Here is a 1,464-nt window from a genome sequence, read left to right as displayed (position 1 = left end):
CATCTCGTTATACACAAATCGACGCTTCCAGAAACGATGGTGGAATAGCAAAGCAGCCAGAAGGGGGTTGTTAACAATGCGGATTTCGCGTTTACTCTCGGATTTTCGGCATGAAGATCCGAGACGACGTGGGAGCATGGGTGGACGAGGAATTTGAGACTCTGGATTTGGGCGATCCCCGGCGAGACCGGCGCGCGAAGGAACTGGTCAAACGGTTCGCCAGCCGGCCCACGGCCAGCATTCCGGGCGCGTGCGAAGGCTGGGCCGAGACGATGGCGGCATATCGCTTTCTGGGCAATGAGCGCATCGACTGGCGCGACATGATGCAGCCGCATTGGGATCGCACCACGTCGCGCATGGGAGCGTTGCCGGTGGTGCTGTGCATTGCCGATACGACAGAGCTGAACTTTCACGGTCAGGACATCGAAGGGGCCGGCCCGCTCAGTTATGAAGCACAGGTGGGCATGTATCTTCACGCGACTTATGCGGTGACACCGGATCGGGAGCCGCTGGGGGTGATGAACGCATGGATGTGGGCGCGCGAGCCACGTGATGCAAACGGCAGGCGTGGCGGTGTCAGGGAAAGTGCGCGCTGGATCGAAAGCTATGAGATCGTGGCCGAGCAGGCACGGGCCCTGCCTGACACGCGACTGGTGTATGTGGCCGATCGTGAAGGCGACATCGCGGCGCTCATGCAGCGTGCGCAGGAACTGGGCGAACCGGCTGACTGGCTGATCCGCTCCCAGCACAATCGTGCCCTGAAGGACGAAGAAAAGCTGTGGGAAAAGGTACACGCGAGTAACGTGCTCGGCCATATCAGCTTCGTGCTGCCCGGGCGCAGTGGCCAGAAGGCGCGTGAAGTGAAGCAGGAACTGCGTAGCCAGCGCATCAGGCTGCCCGGGCGCGCCGGTGTCACGCTCACCTGCGTCGAGGCGTATGAGGTGGATGCGCCAGCGGGCCTGAAGCCCGTCATCTGGCGTCTTGTGACCAACCGCGAAGCGGGCGATGCGCATGCGCTCATCGAACTCGTTGACTGGTACCGCGCGAGGTGGGAAATAGAAATGCTCTTCAATGTACTGAAAAACGCCTGTCGGGTTGAGGCGCTGCAGCTCTCGCAGATGGAGCGGGTGGAGAAGGCGCTCGTGCTGTACATGGTCGTAGCGTGGCGAATCGCACGGCTCATGCGTCTGGGTAGGACGTGTCCAGAGCTGGACGCGTCACTGTTCTTTGAGACTGACGAGATACATGGCGCTCACGTGCTCTCAAAAAAACCCCGTCCGAAAAAAACACCGACACTGAACCAGATGATACGGATGATTGCGTCACTGGGTGGGTTTCTGGGGCGCAAGAGCGATGGCGAACCGGGCGCGAAGACGCTGTGGATCGGCATGCAGCGAGTCATGGATGCTGTGATCACCATCCAGATCTTGCGCGACGGCTACGACACTTCTGTATAACGAGATG

At 60.1% G+C, this 1,464-nt stretch carries 1 protein-coding gene; it reads left to right on the top strand.

Annotated features, from left to right (window positions below):
• Window positions 1-110: 110 nt before the first annotated feature.
• Window positions 111-1,457: an IS4 family transposase gene (locus tag DLM46_RS38845; RefSeq protein WP_115110396.1), complete on the top strand. Its 1,347-nt coding sequence runs from the start codon at window positions 111-113 to the stop codon at window positions 1,455-1,457.
• Window positions 1,458-1,464: the final 7 nt, after the last annotated feature.

It is taken from the genome of Paraburkholderia lacunae, from assembly GCF_003353175.1.
Taxonomy (GTDB): domain Bacteria; phylum Pseudomonadota; class Gammaproteobacteria; order Burkholderiales; family Burkholderiaceae; genus Paraburkholderia; species Paraburkholderia lacunae.
The sequence above is the reverse complement of the archived record's forward strand: the minus strand, read 5'-3'. Positions and strand labels throughout refer to the sequence as shown.

What these genes read in the sequence shown, in the direction of transcription:
- DLM46_RS38845 (WP_115110396.1), top strand. Translation starts at nt 111, where the DNA reads ATGAAGATCCGAGACGACGTGGGAGCATGGGTGGACGAGGAATTTGAG.